Origin of the sequence: Paraburkholderia dipogonis (assembly GCF_046027395.1) — a bacterium.
Classification (GTDB): domain Bacteria; phylum Pseudomonadota; class Gammaproteobacteria; order Burkholderiales; family Burkholderiaceae; genus Paraburkholderia; species Paraburkholderia dipogonis_A.
Genome location: NZ_JAQQEG010000010.1, coordinates 84,060 through 104,875, shown reverse-complemented (window position 1 = coordinate 104,875; position 20,816 = coordinate 84,060). Strand labels below are relative to the sequence as shown.

Below are 20,816 nucleotides of genomic sequence, written 5' to 3'. Positions count from 1 at the left end.
ATGTAGCGCCCGCGCTACTTCGCGTCGGGCCTGTCGCGTTCACGCTTCCATTCGCTCTCGTCCATCGCGAGGCGGAAGCCAAGATGCGACATACCATTCATCGGATCCGTACCACGCCGCGCACTTGTCCGGTAGCTCATGCAGTACGTCTCGCTGCACAGAAACGAGCCGCCACGGGTCACGCGAGCGGGTGCGTAAGCGGTCTCGCCCAATGCCGGGTCAAAACTGTTCGACGGGCCTTTCGGGTCCGTGACGACGCGCGCACTCGCCGCTTCGATACGAAACGCGTCCGCGCGATACCAGTCGCCGACCCACTGCCAGACGTTGCCGGCCATGTCGTACAGACCATAGCCGTTCGGCGCGTAGCGGCCAACGGGCGAGGTGCCGACCTGCACCTTTTCATGGGTGCCGCGCGCCGCGGTAACAGGAAATGGCCGGGACGCGTCGTCCCACGTATTGGCCATCTTCTTTCCGCGCGGTGCAAATTCGGCTCCCCACGCGTAGTCGGCCTGCTCGAGACCGCCTCTTGCCGCGTATTCCCACTCCGCCTCGGTGAGGAGCCGCTTGTGTGCCCACCGTGCGTAGGCTTGCGCATCCTCGTAGGACACCTGCACTACGGGATGTTTGTTTTTTCCCGTGATATTGCTATCGGGTCCAGTCGGATGCCGCCAGTTTGCGCCCGGAACGAACTTCCACCAGCGAGAATAGTCCTCCAGCGGTACGGGCGCGTCTGTTCCGGCAAACACCAGCGCCCCTGGCACGAGCACGCTGTCGGCAGGCTTCGGGGTACCCGGCGGCAACTGCACGGCCAGGTCCTCCCAGCGCGGCTTGCGCTCGGCGGTCGTCACGTAGCCCGTCGCAGCGACGAAGCGCGCGAAATCCGCGTTGGTGACGTCGTAGCGATCGATCCAGTAACCACTCACTTTCACCCGATGAGCCGGGCCTTCGTTCGGCTGAGCGTGCTGGTGATCGCTTCCCATGGCGAACTCGCCACCGGGAATCCAGACCATGTCGCGCGGACCGGTTTTGCCATCGCCAACGCTGAGCGCAACGGGCTCCTTGTTGTATTGATAGGCCGCGACAGCAGAGCTTAGAATGAGCGCGGCCAGCACCGCTGCGAACCCGATGTGTTTTCGTCTCTTTGCTGGAATCATTCTGAAACCTCTAATCAAGCGTTACACCAAAACCGATGGACGCACCGGTGTCTAGCTCACCGATATGAAGCACCGATGATCGAGGCGACGTCGCCGGGAATCCGGACGATATTGCGCAAGCCGGCCACGCCGTCGGCCACGCTGAACGCAGCCGGTTCCTCGCTGTACTGATAGACAGCGAACGCACAGCCCAATGTGAGGACGGCCAGCGCGGCCGTGATCCAGATGTGCTTTCTCTTCCTGGGTGAAGTCACGTCCAAACCTCCGTCATCGATGGCCGTACCGGCGCCCGTGAGAGCGCCGGCGTGCGTCATTGCTTCAAGGAGATCTGGGTGCGCGGCGGGTACTTCTTCAGCACCTCGCGATAACGCTGAAGCTCTCCGGCTATGGGAATAGCCGCCGGAATATGCCGGATGCTGACCGTCTCGTCTTCCTTCGGATTGGTGTAGAGGTTGAACATCAGAGCCGTCCACGGCTGTGCGATCGTGCCGCTGAAGCCTCCGTTATACCCGGCTTGAGTCACCGAATCAGCAAGCTGCACCTTGATCACGAACTTGAACTCGTCGACCCGAACCGCTGCTATTTCGTCGTTCCAGAAGTAGAAAATGCTCCGGCGGTTCGATACGCCCTTGTCAGCCAGCAGGAAGGAGGTCTGATCGATACCGTCGATATAGGTCGTGGCAGGAACCTGTTTCGCCAGCGCCGCACCCGGTTGCCCGGCAAGCGACAGCGACGTATTGAACAGGTCGGCGAAGTCGAACAACCCGTCGGACTTGCGCGCGGGAATCATGCCCTTCCAGTACACAAAAAACGGACTGCGCACACCGCCTTCCCACGTCGAACCCTTGCCGCCGCGGAACATCGTCTGGCCGTGCGGCGGAACCTCTTGCTCTGGACCGTTATCCGAGGCGAAGAAGATGACCGTGTTATCCAGTTCGTTATTGGCCTCGAGCGTATCGATCATCTTCTTGAAGAGGTCGTTGACTTCGACCATGCAGTCGCCGTACGTCGTGCGCGATGCCGAACGCCCGCGGTAGTAGTCGTTCGGATAGTTGTCGAAGTGACACGCACGCGGTGCGTAATAGAGGAAGAAGGGCTTCTCCGCCTGCTTCTGGCGGTTCAGGAAGTCGACCGTATAGGCGAGCCACTTCTGGTCGAGATCCTTGATGGTGTCGGTGTTGATCTCGTACAGGTTCTCGATCTTTCCGCCCTTCACCGCATGCACGTCGCTCTTGTTGAACGGCAGATTGCGAATGGCGTTGTAGCGATCGGGGCTCAGTGCGATCTCCGGGTTGTACTCCGGGTCTCGCCACTCCGTGTACATATCGGACACGGACAGAAAGCCGCGGAAATCGTCGAACCCGACGTTTTGCGGCTGCGAGCCCACGTTGTCACCCATGTGCCATTTGCCGACCGCCTGGGTCGTATAACCCTGGCGCGACATCAGTTGCGCAAGCGTGGTGAGCCCTTCCAGGCCGCCAGGCTGGCCGTACATAGGCGGCACCTGAATGCCGTGATGCGCCATGTTCTGGCCGGTCATGATCGTAGCGCGCGTGGGCGAGCAGCTCGGCTGCGAGTAGGCCGAACTCAGAACCAGGCTCTGGCCGGCGATACGGTCCACATCCGGCGTGTCGTTTCCGACTGCCCCGCCGCCGCCGTTGAAGCCGAAATCGCTGTACCCCACATCATCGAGCAGAAAGATGACGACATTCGGCCGCTTGCCCGTCTTCTGCTGCAATGCCTCGAGCTTTTGCCGCGCCTCGCGGTTCTGCTCGGTATTGTCGATAACCGGCTCCATGTTGTCCGCCACCTTGACGGCTCGACGGGTCAGGTATTGATTCGGCTGGTTATAGCCGGGCATCCCCTGAACCCTGGTCGGTTCGGTAATGGTCGGTGCGGCAATTGAACTGACGGCCCCAAGTGTCGCCCCAAGTGCGACGCAGAACGCTATCGGCATGATGCGTTTCACGAAAACGTCTCCTGTTGTTGTACATATTCTTCACACGCGAGTGTTCGGCCCGCGTACCTCACTGACCGCGCTTGAGCAGATCCGGCAACGCGTCCAGATGAAAGCCTTCGAACGGAACGTTGTTCCGGTGTGGCGGGCACGTCCAGTGACTACGCGCATTAGGCCCACCGCCATCCACGCGGATGCAGGTGCCGGTGATGAACGCCGCTGCGGGCGATAGAAGGAACACGATAGCCGCCGAGACTTCGGCCACGGTGCCGTAGCGCTGAGCCGGTATCGTTTTCGTGAAGCTGAGAATGGTCGATGCGGCTTCGCCGGAATAGTTGTCGAAGCCGCTGGAAGCGATGAGACCGGGCGCGACGCTGTTCACCCGAACGCCGGATGCAGCCCACTCGGATGCGGCACTTTCGGTCAACGAATGCATGCCGGCGCGAGCCGATCCCGAATGTGCGAAGCCGGGCAAACCATTCCACATGTCGGCGGTCATGTTGACGATCGAACCGCCGTGCTGCTCCATCCAGCGCACAAACACTTCGCGCATGAAAATGAAGCCGCCGGTTAGGTTGTTGCGCACCACCGCGTCGAAGCCCCGGGACGAAATGCTCTTGAGGGGAGAGAAAAACTGGCCGCCGGCATTATTGACGAGACCGTCGATACGCCCGTGATCGGCCAATACCGCGTCGACGGTCGACATCACTGTTGCGTCGTCACGGATGTCGCAGATGTGCGACGACACGCTGCCCCCATCGGCCTCGATCTCCGCCTTCACCCGTGCGAGCTTTTCGGCATTGCGTCCAACGATGACGACGCGCGCACCAAGCGCCGTCAGTTCATGCGCGGTACAGCGGCCGATACCGCTACCGCCACCGGTCACGATGACCACCCTGCCCTCGAACAGGCCGGGCCGGTAGATGGATTGATAAGGCATGAACGTTGCCCGATGAGCGCGGCTGCCAAAAGCGCACAAGAACCTGTGGGTCCTTTGTGCGTCCCCGGCGGGCGGACCGCATGCTACCCGCCCTGCCGCACCAGCGGCTACGGGCGCGCGCTGTCCATCTCCTGACTTTTGCGCACCCGTGCCGAAGCGGCTTTAGATGAACGAGCCAATACCCGTCAGCGCGCGCGAGATCATCAGCTTCTGGATCTCCGTCGTGCCGTCCGGAATCGGAATCACGATCGCTTCACGCGCAAGACGCTCGACGTTGAACTCCTTCGTCAGACCGTTGCCACCATGCAGTTGCACCGCGTCTCGGCACACCTTGACCGCTGCCTCGGTGGCGAACCACTTGGCCATCGACGACTGCACATCGCAACGAACGCCTGCGTCCATCATCGAGAAGGCGCGGAAGCACATCAGACGCGCCGCATCGGTCATCGTCGCCATTTCGGCGATTTTTTCCGCAATCAGCTGATGGCCGGCGATTTTCTTGCCGAACTGCTTGCGCTCCGTTGCGTAGGCGATCGACTCTTCCAGCGCGGCACGCATGAGGCCCACCGATAGCATGCCCACGTTGGCGCGTGCCTTTTCGAACGTCTTCATCGTGTTCTTCAGCCCCTCGCCGATTGTGCCCACCACATTGGTGACGGGCACACGACAGTCGGTGAGGAAAATCTGCGCGGTGGATTGCGAGTTCAGCGCGATCTTTTCGATGTTGCGCGACTCGTACCCATGCTCCTTGCGATCGACGAGGATGTGCGTCAACTCCTTCTCACCGGTGCGCGCCGTGACGACGATCCAGTCCGAGTAGTCGCCGTTCGAGATCCACGTCTTCTCGCCATTGAGAATGAAGTGGTCGCCGTCGCGCCGTGCCGTGACCTTGATGTCCGCCACGTTCGAGCCAACGTCCGGCTCGCTGATGCAGAAGCTCGCGAACCCGCGCCCGGCCAGCATGTCGGGCAGGTAGCGTTCGCGCAGCGGCGACGGCAGGTCAGCGGCGAGCTGCGTCATGCCCTTGTTGATCATCACGCACAGCCCGATATCGACCGACACCGTGACGAGCTCTTCGAACAGCATCGCTTCAGTGACCATCGACAGGCCCATGCCGCCATGCTCTTCCGCGAGCGATGCGCCAGGCAAACCGAATTCCGCAATGGCCATCGTGATCTCGCGCATCTTCTCCTTGAAGATGAAGCGGTCACGAAACTGCTTGGCGATCGGACGAATCTCGCTATTCAGGAACTTGCGGAAGCTCTCGACCGCTTCGCGCTGGTATTCCGTCGGCATTTCAATATTCATGGTTTTTCTCTGCAGTAACCGTAAGTTCGGGAATCAAACCCGGCCGAGGATGGCAATGTGTTCGGTGGCTTCTTCGACACGCCACAGACCGCCACCATTGCCCTGAATCGCGAAGCGCGCGCCTTCCACCTGGCGCGGACCGCAATTGCCGCGCAACTGGTCGACCAGCTCGAAGATCTGTCCAAGGCCGGTCGCGCCGATCGGATGGCCCTTCGATTCGAGGCCGCCCGACGGATTGACCGGAATCGAGCCGCCGATCGTGGTTTCGCCGCGTTCGGCGAGGATGCCGCTCATGCCCGGCTCGCGCAGCCCCAGACCTTCGAACAGCATCAGTTCGCCGATCGCCGACGCATCGTGCAGTTCGGCCACATTGATTTCGCTCGGGCTGATACCAGCCTGCTCGAATGCATCTTTGGCAGCGAGCGGCGTGCAGGCGTTTGCGTGGTCGTCGGCGGCACGCGCCGAACCCGAGCGCATCACGCTAGCCATTACCTTGATCGCACGGCTGCGATCGAAGCCGTATTTCTTCAGCGCAGATTCTGTGCACAGGATTGCCGCGGCGGCGCCGTCGGAAATCGGCGAGCACATCGGCAGCGTCATCGGGTACGTGATCGGCGGCGCGGCGAGCACTTCTTCGATGCTCATCGGCTTGCGGTATTGCGAGCGCTCGTTGTGCACCGAGTGGCCGTGATTCTTCGACGCCACCGCCGCAATCTGGCGCTGCGTAACGCCGAAGCGCGACATGAAGCCCCGGCCGAGCGCCGCATAGACATCCATGAACGGGCTATACGGTTTGTCGGACTGCGAGCCCGGCGGCGGCACGATATCCTTGCCCATGTTCGCCAGGTAGTTCTTGTTTTCCTCGAGCGTCTCGATGTCCCACGCCGACTCGAAGCACGAGAACATCTTCGCCTTGTCGTTCGTGTACATCTTCTCCGCACCCACGGCCAGCACCACGTCGGCCGCACCGGCACGCAGTTGCATGACACCCAGATTGAAGGCCGCGCTCGACGACGCGCATGCGCCTTCGAGGTTGTAGATCGGAATGCCGCCAAAACCCATCGGCAGCAGCGCGACGTGACCGCGGATCATGTGCTGACCGTCGAAGTGACCTTGCGTCGTGTTGCCGAAGAATGCCGCCTGCACCCACTTGCGGTCGCACGCCGCATCCTTGAGCGCATCTTCTACGGCCCATGCCGTCAGTTGCTTGACGCTCTTGTCCATGTGGCGACCGAACGGCGTCATGCCAACGCCGACGATGTAGATATCTTCCATGTTTACCTCAGATGTTTTCTTAATGTTGGTAGCTTGCCGGCAGCGCCGGGACGTTCGCGGGGCCGGATGCGCCCCTCGCCGCTCAATAGCCCTTGAATTCGGGCTTGCGCTTTTCGACGAACGCGCGCAGGCCTTCCTGAATGTCGTACGAGCGCTGATGGTTGCGCAGTTCCAGAACCTCGTGACGCAGCGCGTCCGCGATCGACTTGTCGGCGGCTTCGTCAGCCACCCGCTTCATCCGGGTAAGCACGATGGGACTCTTGGCCGCGAGCTTCTCGCCGAGCGCCTGGACGCGCGCCTGCAATTCCGCGTCCGCCACCACTTCGCTGACGAGGCCGTAGGTCTTCATGTCTTCGGCCGGCAGCGAATCGCCGGTGAACAGCAAGTACTTGGCTACGTTGACGGGCACCTTACGTGGCAGGAGCGCCGCACCGCCGCCGCCCGGGAACACGCCGAAGTTCGAGTGCGCATCGCCAAAGCGCGCGCTCTGCGCCGCGATCACAAAGTCGCAAGCCATCACAGCTTCGAGGCCGCCGGCCAATGCGATGCCGTTGACCGCAGCGATCACGGGCCGCGGGAAGGCGCGCAGCGTGTTGAAAAACACCACGATCGCATCGAGAAAGTCCATCTCGCCAGGCGCGGTCGGCGCGCCGACCTGTTTGAGGTCGGCACCCGCACAAAATGCGCGACCGGTGCCGGTCAACGCGACCACGCGAACCTGCGCGTCATCTTTCCACTCGACCAGCTTGGCCGTCATGCGATCCACCATGCCGCGCTCCAGCGCATTCATGGCCTCGGGCCGCGCCAAAGTGATCCAGCCGACGGAACCCCGTACTTCAAACGAAACGCTCATGCTGTTCTCCTCGATTCATGCCATTTTTCAGGCGATACGTAAGCTGCATGACACCCGTCCGCACGTGGCTGGACGCGCACGCCCCATACGTGCTGCGGCGCTTGCGCACCGGTGGTGTCACTCGTGCATTGCTACGATAGGGATTTGAGTCGATGGATTCCCCTCCATTTGCGGGGGGGATCAACGGGTAGGCAACGGCCTCTGGGCCGCCGCGCGACGCGGAAGACCCGTCAGGCGCGACTTGTGAGCTGCCGATCTTGCATAAAGGACGTGCTAGCATGCAAACAGGATGGGTGCCGCCAGCCATCAGGCGCTCGCCCGGTGCGGTTGCTGCGCGCCATTGCGTGTGCCTTGGTGAAAACCCTCGCTGTTCAGTTTCTGCTTGCCACCGTACGCTCCCGGGCCACGCACCCGCGCGAGAACGCGCTGGTGGCAATCGACCCCAGAAAATTTCCGACAATGCATTTCGACGATCTGCTCGTGCAAGCGAAGTTCGCACCGCCACGCATCGGCACGCGACACATCCCACGCAGGCAACTACTTGACCGGCTGCGCGAAACCCAGCATTGCACGATCACGCTTGTCACTGCGGGCGCCGGCTTTGGAAAGACCATCCTGCTCGTGCAGTGGCGCCAGGAACTGATGAAGGCCGGCGCCGAAGTCGCATGGCTCGCGCTCACCCAGGACGACCGGCGCGGCTCGGTGTTCTGCCGCTACCTGCTCGCCGCATTCAAACGTCTTGGCATCGAGGTAGACGACGATACGCTGGCGGAGGACGACCACGGCGCAAGATCGATCGAAAACGTGGTGGCGGCGATCATCGCCGGCGCGCAGGAACTCGCCAAGGACATCTATCTTTTCGTCGACGACTACCACCACGTCGAAGACCCGTGGGCGCATCAGTTGATGCAGAAGTTGCTGACCCACAGCCCTGGCAATCTGCACATCGTGATCTCGTCGCGCGTGGCGCCTGCGTTGAGCATCAGCCGGCTGCGCGTCTACGGACAGGTGGCCGAGGTGGACTTTTCGGATTTGCCGTTCAGCCGCGAAGAAGCCCACGCGTTTTTCGAGCAGAATCTGAGCACGATGAAGCTCACCGCCGATGAACTGCGGCTGATCCAGGACATGACCCAGGGATGGCCGGCGACCCTGCAACTCATCGCCATCATGTTGCGCAGCCGCCCGGGTACACGCGAGCAGTTGCACGCATTCCTGTGGCGATCGGGCGATCTCCAGGCGTATCTCGCCGAAGATGTCATCGCGCAGTCTCCACCGGCCCTGATCGCTTTCCTGGAGTCGATCTCCATCTTCCGGCGCTTCAACGCCGATCTCGCCGCGTTCGTTGCCGGCGCGGAGAATGCAGCCGATCTGCTGCGGCGAGCCGAGGACGAAAGCCTGCTGATCCAGCGCGTCGAGTCAGACGATCGCTCGCCGTGGTTCCGGTTTCATCCGCTGCTCGGCGAATTCCTCGCCGCGCGGCTTGCGCAACGGGGCAAGGATGCCGTCGAAGCGCTGCATCGTCGCGGCAGCCAATGGTTCGCCAGCCACGACCTCCTCGTGGAAGCGGTCCGCCACGCCAATCTGGGCGGCGACGTCGAGTTTGCCGTCAACGCCATCGAGCAAGCGGCACCGGCCAACTGGAGCCTCAGCTATGTCGGCGCAATGGTGCATCTGCTCGAGCACCTGCCACAGGAAGCACTGTCCGCTCACCCGAGGCTCTTCTTTCTGGGCTGCCTCACGTATGCGCTGACGGCCCGACCCTCGCTCGCGCAGCGCTGGCTCGAGCAGCTTCGGCGCACCGATATGGCGAGCCACCCCGCCGCCGCGGTGCACCTGGCGCTGGCAGAAGCGGCTATCGCCACGCAGCGCGATGACAATCAACGCGTCATTGCACTACTGGAGCGCCCGCGCAGCGAATGGCCTGACAACCGGATGCTGAAGTACCTCTATCTCGGCGCGCTGGCAAACGCGTATGCCCGCAATGGCCGCGTCAAGGACGCGCTGAGACTGCTCAATGACAACGCGGTCATGGCCGAAGACCACGGCAGCGAAATTGCGCTGCTCGTCGAGGCAACGCTGCCGACCATCTACCTGGCGCAAGGCAGGGTGAGCGAGGCAGTCCACCTGGCATCGGCTCTCCTCGAACAGGCGGAATCGTCCTATGGGCGGCATTCGGTGTGCGCGAGTACCTGTGCGGCGATGCTGGGCGAGGTGTACTACGAACTCGACCGCATCGATGACGCGCGCGAGGTCCTCGCCAACCGGGCGCGCATCCTGCGATCATCGTGGCCGGAGGTCATGATTCAGGCCTCCTTATGCCATGCGCGGCTGGATCGTCTGCAACAGGATTCCGCGGCGGCGCTCGCCTTTCTCGATGTCCAGGCAGCGCACTTCCACGGTCTTGGCCTCGCGAGGCCGATGGGGTACATGCTCGCCGAACAGGCGCGCATCCTGCTTGCCGACGGCGATCACATTCGCGCCGACGACGTAGTCGCAAGACTATGCGCGCTCGGCGAGGCGCACCGCGGCGCCAGCTTCCACGCGGAGCTTTCGGCGATCGCTGCGTTCGCGCGCGCGCGGCTCGCACTGGCAAACTTCGATGCCAGTCAGGCGCTCCATGCGCTCGATGAAGTCCGGGCGTTCGCGCGATCGTTCGGGCGCGAGCGGCTGCTCGTGCGGGCGAACCTGCTGGCGGCCGTGAGCTTCGACAATCTCGAGCAGCACGATGCGGCAACCCAATGCCTGACCGATGCCGTGCGCTCGGGCGCGAAACTTGGGCTGATGCGAGCCTTCCTCGACGAAGGCGAACGGATCGGTCCGTTGCTCGCAACGGTGCGTCACGAACCGGCCCTCGGCACGCAGGCCGCGCACTATCTCGACACGGTGCTCGACAAGCTCGGCACGGCCCCCGTTCGAGTCAGCCCCTCGGGTACTGCCTCGCTGGCCGCGCAACACGTGAGCCTCACGCCGCGCGAACTCGAAATCCTGTTGCTGATCTCGCAGGCCATGTCGAACAAACGCATCGCGCTGACGCTCAACATCACGGTCGGCACGACGAAGTGGAACGTACGGAATATCCTCACCAAGCTCGGCGTCTCGACGCGCTACGACGCCATGATGTGGGCGCGCGAGCACGGATTCATCCAGTAGCCGACCGATCAAGCGGGCCGTGGATCGCCATGTCCGCCCTCGCATTCGCGCGCCCTTCAGCACGCGCCGGAACGTACACGCATGCCCGCCCGCGTGCCCCTGCCCGGAATAGGGGGATCACAGCTTCGGATCACAGCCAGGACCGCCATCCGCCCCCTCCTGCTTGAGGGGGTGTGCCGCAGCATGCGGCTGTCTATCATTAGGCAGACTACAAACATAGCGAGACAAACGATGGCGTCAAACAAGCAAGGGCCGCTCACCGGCATCCGGGTACTGGAAATCGCGGGCATTGGCCCCGGGCCTTTCTGCGGGATGCTGCTCGCCGATCTCGGCGCAGACGTGGTGGTCGTCGATCGCGTCAATGCCGACACTGAGCGCGTGGATGTCGGCAACAATGACATCGCGAGCCGCGGCAAGCGCTCGATCGCTGTGGATCTCAAGACGCCCGAAGGCGTACGCACCGTGCTGGAACTGGTCGAACAGTGCGATGCGCTGATCGAGGGCATGCGCCCCGGCGTGATGGAGCGCCTCGGCCTCGGCCCGGACGTCTGTCTGCAGCACAATCCTCGTCTGGTTTACGGCCGGATGACCGGTTGGGGCCAGAGCGGACCGCTCGCCCATGCGGCGGGACACGATCTGAACTACATCGCGCTGTCTGGCGCCCTGTGGTACGCGGGCCAGCCGGGCGAGCCGCCCGTCACGCCGCCAAGCCTCATCGGCGACGTGGGCGGCGGCGCCATGTACCTCGCCGTCGGGTTGCTGGCCGGCATCATGAGCGCGCGCGCGACGGGCCAGGGTCAGGTGGTGGATGCCGCTATCGTCGACGGCACCGCGCACATGATGACGCTGCTGCTGACGCTGCAGGCTTCGGGCAAGATGACGCCCGCACGCGGACAAAGCCTGCTCGACGGCCCCCACTGGTACAACACCTACCGCTGCGCCGATGGCGGGTTCATTTCGGTGGGTTCGCTCGAGCCCAAGTTTTACCAGCAACTACGCGAGAAGCTGGGTGTCGCCGACGATCGCGCCTTCGACAACGGCTACGATTCGCGCAACTGGCCAACGTTGCGCGAGCGTTTCGCCGAACTCTTTGCAAGCCGCACGCGCGACGAATGGTGCGCGCTGCTCGAAGGCACGGACGCCTGCTTCGCGCCGGTGCTGACTCCCGACGAAGCGGCGGCGCATCCGCATATGAAGGCCCGCGAGGTCTATACCCGCGACGGCGGCATCCTGCAGGCCAGCCCGGCGCCCCGCTTCTCCGCCACGCCTGCCGCCCGCCCCGGCGCAATTCCCCGCCGTGGCGAACATACCGACTCGGTACTCAAGGACTGGCAAGCACGCTGATCCGGCCAGGCTCTTTCTGCGCAGCGCAGGGGCTGCCGATCCGTGCGCCCGCGCGGCGCGGACGATGGCTCCCAAAACGCGCTTGTACCCCATACCAGGCCCTCGATAAAGGCAAGGCAATCATGACAGACATATCCACTGCATTCCTGACAGAACAACAGATCCTGATCCGAGACTCCGCACGGCGCGTCGCTACCGAGATCATCGCGCCGACCGCCGCCCAACGCGATGCCGCGTCGGCATGGCCATACAGCGAACTGAAGGCGATGGCGGAACTGGGCTTTCTCGGCATGCTCATTCCCGAAGAGTACGGCGGTACGGGCGCCGGCGTGCTGGACTTCTGTCTGGCACAGCACGAGTTCGCCGCTGTCGACGCTGGCCTCGCCACCATCGTCCACGTGCACAACTTCACGGCGATGACCATCGCCGAACACGGCACCGAAGAACAGAAGCGGCGCTACCTGCCGGCGATGGCACGCGGCGAATCGATCGGCGCGTTCCTCCTCACCGAGCCGCATGCCGGTTCCGATACCGCCGCGCTGCGCACGGCAGCCCGCCGCGACGGCGACCACTACGTCCTGAACGGCGCCAAGCAGTTCATTTCGAACGGCAGCGAAGCGGGCGTCGGCGTCGTCTTTGCGATCACCGACAAAACAGCCGGAAAACGTGGTGCAACCACGTTCATCATCGACCCGAAGCAGCCCGGCTATCACGTGACGCGCATCGAGAGCAAGCTCGGTCAGCACACGGCGCATACGGCCCAGATCGCGCTGGAAGATTGCCGCGTGCCGGCCGAAAACCGCTTGGGCGATGAGGGCAACGGCTATCGCACGGCGATGGGGGGACTGGCCGACGGCCGCATCGGCATCGCCTTTATCGCCGCGGGCGCCGCGCGTGCTGCGCTGGAGGCCGCGATCAAGTACGCCGGCGAGCGGGAAGCGTACGGCGCGCCCATTGCCAGGCTCCAGGGCGTGGCATTCGACCTGGCCGATATGGCCGCGCAGGTCGACGTCGCGTACCAGTACTGCCTGTACGCCGCGCGGTTGCGCGATTCCGGCGTCAACTGCATGAAAGAGGCATCGATCGCCAAGCTGTTTGCCAGCGAAATCGCCGAGAAGGTCTGCTCGGATGCGCTGCAGATCCACGGCGGTTACGGATACCTCACCGACTTCCCGGTGGAGCGCTATCTGCGCGATGTGCGGATCTGCAAGATCTACGAGGGCACCAGTCACATCCAGAAGCTGATCATTTCGCGTAACCTGGCTTAACGCGCTGGCTTAACGCGCGCTGTCGTCCTCGGGCGCCTGGGGTCACGCGAAAGCCTGGCCCCCGTCAAGGCGCGCGGCAGGATTACCGGCCAGCCCCAGGCCGTGCCACCGGGCATAGGGATAACGATGACATCCCGCCAAACGTGCCCGCCGCTGATGTCCTTCAGGATGCCGTCGCCCCCATGCCGATCCCCCACGGAACGGGTCTCTTCCGGGATATCGGCCAGTCTCCGCTCTCTTGACGTTCGAATGCTGGTAAGTTAGCTTCCGCTCATCCGTTTGGCACCCCTCAATCAGAGGAAGGACGTATTCGCGCGGAACACGGATGTAAACGGTTGCCTCTCGCGCGCGAATCATCCGTTGCATCGACTAGGTGACGACTTGACCACGCAATTCACCAGACACCTGGTTTCCACCAAGTTCTCTCCCCCTCGTATCGGCGCAAAGCACTTGCCGCGCGCCAACCTGCTCGCCCAGCTCAACCGTATTCATCAGTGCAGGCTCGCCCTTGTCACCGGCAGCGCGGGCTACGGCAAGACCACCCTGCTCGCGCAATGGCGGCAAGCCTGCCTGAAGGCTGGGGCCGACGTCGGCTGGCTCTCCCTGAGCGCTGACGACAACGGCTATGCCGGCTTTTGCGCCGCGCTGTTTGCCGCCCTTCAACGCCTGGGCATTCCGGTCGAAACGGATATGCCGCTCGAGGACACCAGCGCAGTCGCCATGGATACGGCGATCGCCGCCATCGTCAGGGGCGCCGAGGCGCTTCAGCGCGACGTTTACCTGATCCTGGACGACTATCACCTGGTGGAGGCGTCGGCAGCGCACAAATTCATGCAGAAGCTGCTCGATCATGGCCCGGGCAATCTCCATCTCGTGCTTTCTTCACGCGTTACGCCGCCATTGAGCTTGAGCCGGTTGCGAGTCATGGATCAGATCGTGGAACTGGATAGCGCCGAACTGCCCTTCGACCTGCCAGAAACGCGCGTCTTCCTCGATGAAAACCTGGGTGCAGGCAAGATCAACGCCGATGAACTAGGCCTGATTCAGGAGCTGACGAGCGGCTGGCCATCGTGCCTCCAGTTGATCGTCATCATGCTGAAGAGCCGTCCGGACACGCGTTCGATCCTCCCGCATCTTGTCTGGCGATCCAGCGATCTGCAAACCTACCTGACCGAAGAGATCATGGCGCACCTGCCGCCTGAGCTCGCCGGTCTTGCCGAAACGCTGTCGATCTTCCGCAGATTCAATACGTCTCTCGCCGAGTCCGTCACGGATATTCCGCACACTGCGGAGTTGCTGACGCGCATGGAAGACGAGAACCTGCTGATCATTCGGGTCGATTCGGACGACAGGTCAGTCTGGTACCGCTTCCATCCGCTATTCGGCGAATTTCTCGCCACGCGGCTCGAACGCCGCGGATCCGCTGCAGTGCGGGAATTGCACCGGCGCGGCAGCCGATGGTTCGCCGATAACGGATTCCTTGCAGAAGCGATCCGCCATGCCAGCCTCGGCGAAGATCTGGAGTTCGCCACCTCGGTGATCGAGCGCGCCGCCCCCGCAACATGGAGCCTGGAATATCTGAGTCCGACGCTGCATCTGCTGGACCGCCTGCCGGAAGAGACCTTGTTCAAGCATCAGAGGCTGCTTTTCCTCGCCTGCCTGACGGTCGCGCTGACTGCTCGCCCAGCCAAAGCGGAGGGCTGGCTCGCCCATCTGGACGCAAGCGGCACCCCTACGCATCCGGATGTCAGCAGCAGCCTGCCGCTGATCCGCGCCGCGATCGCCGTCCAGCGCGACGATATGCAACGCGTCATCGATCTGCTGGAGCCCCAGCGCGATGCCGCGATGGAAAATCCCTTTCTGCAGTACGTGCTGCTTGCCGAACTCGCCTCGGCGTACAGCGCCACCGGGCAGTATGCGAAAGCGAGGCGCCTGCTCGACGCCCACCCCATTCCGCTGGCGGACCGCAACAATGACATGGCGCTCGTGGCGGAAGCGACGGTCATCACGACGTTGATGCTCGCCGGCGAAGTACGTGAGGCGGAGCGCACCGGTTCCCTGCTACTCGCGCGTTCGGTGAAGGCGCTGGGCCGCCGCTCGATCAGCGCGAACCTTTGCGCCGGCGGCCTCGCCGATGCTTATTACGAACTGGACCGCATCGATGATGCACGGGAGACCATCGCCAATCGCCGTGGCCTGCTGCAGTCCTCCGCGCCGGAGGTCATGATCCGTGCATCGCTTTGCAGGGCGCGTCTCGACCTCCTGCAGGAAAGCCCCGAGGCAGCGCTGTCCTTCCTGCAGCAACAGGCCGGACATATGCGCGGCCTCCGCCAGGAACGCGCGGTCGCGCACATGCTGGCCGAACAGGTCAAAGTGTTGTTGATAAAGGGGGACCGGGCACGTGCCGCTGACGTGTCCGCCTCTCTGGACGAACTGGCACACGCCCATCCGGCCGAACAGGGTTACCGCGCGGAGTTTCCGGCAGTCGCCGCGCTTGCCCGGGCCCGTGTCGTTCTGACCGATTATCCCGATCGGGCACTAGCGGCGCTGGAGATCACGCGCAGCCATGCGGCGCAATTCGGTCGCGGCAGGCTGCTTGCGCTTGTCGACATACTCCAAAGCGCGGCACTCGACAACATGGAGCGCTCAGAAGAAGCAATCGCCTCCATGGCCAAAGCGGTCGAAGCCGGCCACAGACTCGGCCTCATACGTACGCTGGTCGACGAAGGCGCGTTGGTCGGCAAGCCACTCGCGCGGCTCGTGCAGGAGAAGCTGCTGCAAGGGCCCGTCATGCAGTACGCGCAAGATCTGCTCGACAAGTTCTCCAACGCCGCGACAGCCGACGCGACCACCGGCGGGAGCCGGCGCGCAAACGCCCCCAGGAACCAGGCGGTGCTGACTCAGCGCGAAGTGGAGATACTCGGCCTCGTGGCCCAGGCGATGTCGAACAAACGAATCGCGCTCACACTGAACATCACGCTTGAAACCGTGAAGTGGAATCTGCGCAACATCTTCTCCAAGCTGGGGGTGTCGAGCCGGTATGACGCGATGGTATGGGCGCGCAAGCATGACCTGATTCAGTAGGGAGCAATGCCGTCCTTCACGGGGGACGGCGTCGAACGCAATGCAAATACCTGCGTCGAACAACGGCCCAGACACCGTGTTCACGCGACCGCCGTTACCCCACCATCCACCGCGAGAATCTGGCCGGTGATGTGCTTGCCGGCATCGCTCGCGAATAGCAGCGCCGCACCCTTCAGGTCGCCGTCGTCGCCAAGCCGTCGCAGAGGGATGCCCGCGCATACGGCATCCATGTCCATGCGAGCGAGCGAGCCGCTCGTCATCTTCGACGGGAAAAAGCCCGGCGCCAGTGCGTTCACCGTGATGTTGTGCTCGCCCCACTCGCCTGCCAGCGCGCGTGTGAAGTTGACCACCGCGCCCTTCGACGTGTTGTAGGCGATCGTCTCCATGCGGCCCGGCACGTTGCCCCTGAGGCCGGATATCGATGCGACATTGATGATCCGTCCGTAGCGGCGGGGAATCATCGAACGCCTGCCGATGCGTTGCGTCAGCAAAAACAGGCCGCGGATGTTCAGGTCCATCACTTTGTCCCAGGCTTCGACGGTGTGGTCCTCGGCCGGCGCGCCCCACACGGCGCCGGCATTGTTCACCAGGATGTCGACGCGCCCGAGCGTTGCGAGCGCTTCGTCGGCAAGACGCGCAATATCGTCGTCGCGCGCAGCGTCGGCGGCGACCCAGTCGACCACGATGCCACGCGCCTGTAAATGCGCCTGAGCGGCCTGCAGTTCGTCTGTCTTGCGTGCCGATATCACGAGGCGGGCGCCCTGCTCCCCGAGTGCCTCCGCGATCTGCAGGCCAAGCCCGCGCGAGCCGCCGGTAATAAGCGCCGTCTTACCCTTCAGGTCGAAGAGCTGCTTTACGGTATGCATATGATTTTCCTTTTGTAGAGCCGTAGGCTCTTGTTGAGCGTCTTTACAATCGACGTCTCGACAACGACGCGGCCGCGTCAACCACCCCGTCACATCGGCCAGTCGCTGAGTGATCAAGCGACTTCACATCAATGAGTTCGGCGACGCGTTGAAGAAGCCCCGCGCGGCGCCATGCCAGGTACTTCACGTAGCACGTCTGCTGGGCCGGAAAAATGGACGGCAGCCTATGCCACTTCTCGCCGTTTTGCTGCACCCAGAGAATCGCATTCAATATTCCGCGACAATCTCGACGGGGTCGCCCAGGTCCCCGAGTCGGCCCTGGAAACAGATGTTCGACGCGCGCCCAGTCAGCATCTGATAGGAGAATATCTGTGACGCACTTTTCCGCGTATTGCTGTACAGCGTTCAAAAAGGGACTCCTTGAGCTCGCCTCGTGCCTGATCTGCTAGCGATCACTTCAGCATCGAAGGCGCTCATTTAGAACCAGGCGTCCTGCATGTCGAGCGTGGTTCGATCGAGACTTGCAAGCAGATCAAACTGCGCTGTCACGCGGGGCAGCTCCCAGCGAAAGAAATAAGCCGCGGCGGCGAGCTTGCCGCGGTAGAAAGCATCGTCCTGTGCATGCTTGCCGCCAGCAAGCGCAGCACTCGCGACAAGGGCCTGCTCCAGCCACACCCACGCCATCACCACATGGCCGAACGCTTCCAGGTACAAGGACGCGTTGGCGAGCGTCAATGCGGGTTCCCCCGCCGCCCACAGTTGCCGCGTCACCTGCGCGAGGCGGGCGGTAGCGGAATCGAGCACACCGGCATATTCGTTCAACGCCGCGTCCGCACAAGCACGCGCGCATTCAACGGCGGCTTGCATCGTGTCGCGGAGAATCCCAAGGGCGGCCCCCTCCTTCAACACCACCTTGCGGCCAAGCAAATCCAGTCCCTGGATGCCGTGCGTGCCTTCGTGAATCGGGTTGAGACGGTTGTCGCGGTAAAACTGCTCGACGTTGTACTCGCGGGTGTAGCCGTAACCGCCGTGCACCTGAATCGCGAGACTGTTCGCTTCCAGGCACCATTGCGACGGCCAGCTTTTGGCGATGGGCGTCAGGATGTCGAGCAATAGCGTCGCCCGCTCACACGCCTGTGCGTCGCCCGCCGCGTGCGCCGCGCGTTCTTCGTCCACCCGCTTGGCGCAATATAGATTCAGCGCCAGCGCGCCCTCCGCGTAGCTCTTCTGCGCGAGCAGCATGCGGCGAATATCAGCATGCTCGACCAGCTTCGCCTGCGGGCTGGCCGGGTCCTTGCCGCCACGGCCGGCGGTGCGTCCCTGGGGCCGGTTGCGCGCGTAGTCGAGCGCATGCAGGTAGCCGGTATAGCCGAGCGTCGCCGCACCCAGCCCCACGCCGATGCGCGCCTCGTTCATCATGTGGAACATACAGGCGAGCCCCTGACCCGGCTCGCCGACCAGATAACCTATCGCGCCAGCCTTGCCGTCCGGCCGATATTTGATGCCTTCGCCGAAATTCAGCAGGCAGTTGGTCGTGCCACGATGGCCCATCTTGTGATTGAGACCGGCGAGCACCACATCGTTGTGCTCGCCGAGCGAGCCATCATCATTGACGAGGTACTTGGGTACGATAAAAAGCGAGATGCCCTTCACGCCCGAAATCAGCCTGCCGTCCGGACCAGGAATCTTGGCCAGCACCAGATGTACGATGTTCCCGGACAGTTCGTGTTCGCCGCCCGAGATCCACATCTTGTTGCCACGCAGCCGGTATTGCACGCCGAGCGGCGACTCGACCTCATACTCGGCGCGCGTCGTGATGTCCGACAGCGACGAGCCCGCCTGCGGCTCGGACAGGCACATCGTCCCGAAGAAACGGCCGTCCATCTCAGGCCGCACGAACGCGTCGATCTGCGCGGGCGTGCCGTAGGTGAGCAACAGGTTGGCATTGCCAATCGTCAGGAACGGATAGCCCGCCGTGCCGACGTTACCGGCCATGAACCAGGCGAAGCCAGCCTTCTCGACCACCAGCGGCAACTGCATGCCACCGAGTTCGTAATCCTGGCCCGCGGCCATCAGACCTGCCGCACTGAACGCGTCGAGCGCAGTCTTGACCTCAGGAATGAGGCTAACCGTTTCGCCGTCGAAATGCGGCTCGTGCTGGTCGCTCTTCTTGTTATGCGTCGCGAACAGTTCAGTGGCGATCTTTTCGCAGGTATCAAGCGCGGCGTCGAAAGTTTCGCGCGAGTGGTCGGCGTAGCGCGGGATCTCCGTCAGCGCCTCGACCCGAAGCCACTCGTACAGCATGAAATCCAGATCACGGCGGGACAGGATCAGCGACATACGGAGATCCCGTTCAAAGCACTTCGAACAGGCCGGCCGCACCCTGGCCGCCGCCGATACACATCGTAACCACCACGTACTTCACGCCGCGGCGCTTGCCTTCGATCAGCGCGTGGCCGACGAGGCGCGCGCCCGATACGCCAAACGGATGGCCCACCGCAATCGCGCCGCCATTGACGTTCAGGCGCTCCATCGGGATGCCGAGCTGGTCGGCGCAATACAGCACCTGCACCGCGAATGCTTCGTTCAGCTCCCACAGGCCGATGTCCTCGACCTTGAGGCCAGCCTTCTTCAGCAGCTTGGGCACCGCGAACACCGGACCAATACCCATTTCGTCGGGCTCGCAGCCCGCCACCGCGAAGCCACGGAACACGCCGAGCGGCTGCAGGCCGCGCGCGGCCGCCACCCGTGCGTTCATCACCACGGCGGCCGACGCGCCATCCGAGAACTGCGATGCATTGCCTGCCGAAATGACACCGCCAGGCATCGCGGTGCGGATCTTCGCCACGCCTTCGAGCGTGGTGTCGCCGCGGATACCTTCGTCGGCCGCGAGTGTCACTTCGCGCGTCACGATCTCACCGGTGACCTTGTCGGTCACGCCGGCCAGCACCGTGATCGGCACGATCTCGTCATTGAAGCGGCCCGCCTGTTGCGCAGCGGCCGCCCGTTGCTGGCTGCGCGCACCGTACTCGTCCTGGCGCTCGCGCGAGATCTCATAGCGCTTGGCCACGGTCTCGGCGGTCTGCAGCATGCTCCAGTAGATTTCCGGCTTATGCTGCACCAGCCACGGGTCGCTCGCCATGTGCTGATTCATCTGCCGCTGCGTCCACGAAATGCTTTCGACGCCGCCCGCCACGAAAATGTCGCCTTCGTCCGCGATCACGCGCTGCGCAGCCATCGCAATGGCCTGCAGGCCCGACGAGCAGAAGCGGTTGACCGTCGCACCCGGCACCGTCGCCGGGCAGCCCGCGCGCAGGGCGATCTGCCGCCCGATATTGCCGCCCGTCGCGCCCTCGGGATTCGCGCAACCCATCAGCACGTCCTCCACTTCGCCAGCCTCAATGCCGGCGCGCTCGATTGCGTGCTTCACCACATGGCCGCCCATCGTGGCGCCGTGGGTCATGTTGAGGGCGCCCTTCCAGCTCTTTGCCAAGCCGGTGCGCGCGGTGGATACGATGACTGCTTCATTCATGTGTTGTTCCTGGGTGTGCTTTGATAGGGTTACTGGCCGGCAGCCGCAGCGCGGGATGCATGGCATCCGTGACCTGCGCGCCGGC

15 protein-coding genes are annotated in these 20,816 nt (G+C 63.3%); 4 read left to right on the top strand and 11 right to left on the bottom strand.

The annotated features are described in order from the left end of the window. Nucleotides 1-14 precede the first annotated feature (14 nt). The 7 genes from PQR32_RS12345 to PQR32_RS12315 all read right to left on the bottom strand — a co-directional run bounded on the left by PQR32_RS12345 (nt 15) and on the right by PQR32_RS12315 (nt 7,487). Nucleotides 15-1,154, bottom strand: coding sequence for a formylglycine-generating enzyme family protein (locus tag PQR32_RS12345; RefSeq protein ID WP_408226460.1), 1,140 nt, complete (start codon nt 1,152-1,154; stop codon nt 15-17). Nucleotides 1,155-1,210: 56 nt separating this feature from the next. After that, entirely contained in the window at nt 1,211-1,408 is a 198-nt protein-coding gene (locus PQR32_RS12340) for a hypothetical protein (protein WP_408226456.1), read from the bottom strand. Nucleotides 1,409-1,464: 56 nt separating this feature from the next. Beyond that, nucleotides 1,465-3,123: a sulfatase-like hydrolase/transferase gene (locus PQR32_RS12335; protein WP_408226453.1), complete on the bottom strand. Its 1,659-nt coding sequence runs from the start codon at nt 3,121-3,123 to the stop codon at nt 1,465-1,467. Between the two features lie 58 nt (nt 3,124-3,181). Further along, on the bottom strand, nt 3,182-4,051 hold the full coding sequence (locus PQR32_RS12330) for an SDR family oxidoreductase (RefSeq protein WP_408226450.1): 870 nt from the start codon (nt 4,049-4,051) through the stop codon (nt 3,182-3,184). 162 nt (nt 4,052-4,213) lie between these two features. Continuing rightward, nucleotides 4,214-5,359: an acyl-CoA dehydrogenase family protein gene (locus PQR32_RS12325; RefSeq protein WP_408226447.1), complete on the bottom strand. Its 1,146-nt coding sequence runs from the start codon at nt 5,357-5,359 to the stop codon at nt 4,214-4,216. A 33-nt stretch (nt 5,360-5,392) separates the two neighbouring features. After that, entirely contained in the window at nt 5,393-6,634 is a 1,242-nt protein-coding gene (locus PQR32_RS12320; RefSeq protein ID WP_408226444.1) for a thiolase family protein, read from the bottom strand. Nucleotides 6,635-6,716: 82 nt separating this feature from the next. Further along, nucleotides 6,717-7,487, bottom strand: coding sequence for an enoyl-CoA hydratase/isomerase family protein (locus PQR32_RS12315; RefSeq protein WP_408226441.1), 771 nt, complete (start codon nt 7,485-7,487; stop codon nt 6,717-6,719). Nucleotides 7,488-7,946: 459 nt separating this feature from the next. Between PQR32_RS12315 and PQR32_RS12310 the strand changes: the two genes are divergently transcribed. The 4 genes from PQR32_RS12310 to PQR32_RS12295 all read left to right on the top strand — a co-directional run bounded on the left by PQR32_RS12310 (nt 7,947) and on the right by PQR32_RS12295 (nt 16,333). Beyond that, nucleotides 7,947-10,637: a winged helix-turn-helix domain-containing protein gene (locus PQR32_RS12310; RefSeq protein WP_408226438.1), complete on the top strand. Its 2,691-nt coding sequence runs from the start codon at nt 7,947-7,949 to the stop codon at nt 10,635-10,637. A 231-nt stretch (nt 10,638-10,868) separates the two neighbouring features. Beyond that, nucleotides 10,869-11,981, top strand: a complete 1,113-nt coding sequence (locus PQR32_RS12305) for a CaiB/BaiF CoA transferase family protein (RefSeq protein WP_408226435.1) — start codon at nt 10,869-10,871, stop codon at nt 11,979-11,981. A 122-nt stretch (nt 11,982-12,103) separates the two neighbouring features. Continuing rightward, a complete protein-coding gene (locus tag PQR32_RS12300; protein WP_408226432.1) occupies nt 12,104-13,249 on the top strand; it encodes an acyl-CoA dehydrogenase family protein in 1,146 nt (381 codons plus the stop codon). Nucleotides 13,250-13,630: 381 nt separating this feature from the next. Continuing rightward, entirely contained in the window at nt 13,631-16,333 is a 2,703-nt protein-coding gene (locus PQR32_RS12295; protein WP_408226429.1) for a winged helix-turn-helix domain-containing protein, read from the top strand. A gap of 80 nt (nt 16,334-16,413) precedes the next feature. On the opposite strand, the gene PQR32_RS12290 is transcribed toward PQR32_RS12295, so the two are convergent. From PQR32_RS12290 to PQR32_RS12275, 4 genes are all read right to left on the bottom strand, one after another. Continuing rightward, nucleotides 16,414-17,199 (bottom strand): SDR family oxidoreductase, encoded by a 786-nt coding sequence (locus PQR32_RS12290; RefSeq protein ID WP_408226426.1) that lies wholly within the window; start codon nt 17,197-17,199, stop codon nt 16,414-16,416. A gap of 43 nt (nt 17,200-17,242) precedes the next feature. Next, entirely contained in the window at nt 17,243-17,608 is a 366-nt protein-coding gene (locus tag PQR32_RS12285) for a transposase (RefSeq protein ID WP_408226423.1), read from the bottom strand. Between the two features lie 68 nt (nt 17,609-17,676). After that, nucleotides 17,677-19,539: an acyl-CoA dehydrogenase gene (locus PQR32_RS12280; protein ID WP_408226420.1), complete on the bottom strand. Its 1,863-nt coding sequence runs from the start codon at nt 19,537-19,539 to the stop codon at nt 17,677-17,679. A 13-nt stretch (nt 19,540-19,552) separates the two neighbouring features. Further along, complete coding sequence (locus tag PQR32_RS12275) at nt 19,553-20,731, bottom strand: acetyl-CoA C-acyltransferase (RefSeq protein WP_408226417.1); 1,179 nt, start codon at nt 20,729-20,731, stop codon at nt 19,553-19,555. Nucleotides 20,732-20,816 lie beyond the last annotated feature (85 nt).